The 253-nt window shown below is 67.2% G+C and carries 1 protein-coding gene; it reads left to right on the top strand.

The window, feature by feature from the left end; translation table 11 throughout:
- On the top strand, window positions 1-253 hold a 253-nt coding region (locus tag SB772_RS43420; RefSeq protein WP_410838949.1), incomplete at both ends, for an amino acid permease.

The raw sequence follows: 253 nt of genomic DNA, 5'->3' as shown, positions 1-253 counted from the left end.
CTCCGATGGGCTCAAGCAGCGGCATGTGGTGATGCTGTCGATCGGCGGCAGCATCGGCGCGGGGCTGTTCGTCGGTTCGGGCCACGCGATTGCGGAAGCGGGGCCCGCCGCCGTGCTGGCCTATGTGTTCGGCAGCCTGCTGGTCGTAACGGTGATGCGCATGCTCGGCGAGATGGCGTGTGCGATGCCCGACTCCGGCTCGTTCTCCACCTATGCCGACAAGGCGATCGGCTCGTGGGCCGGTTTCACGATC

Source organism: Paraburkholderia sp. SIMBA_030, from assembly GCF_046535245.1.
Taxonomy (GTDB): domain Bacteria; phylum Pseudomonadota; class Gammaproteobacteria; order Burkholderiales; family Burkholderiaceae; genus Paraburkholderia.
The sequence above is the reverse complement of the archived record's forward strand: the minus strand, read 5'-3'. Positions and strand labels throughout refer to the sequence as shown.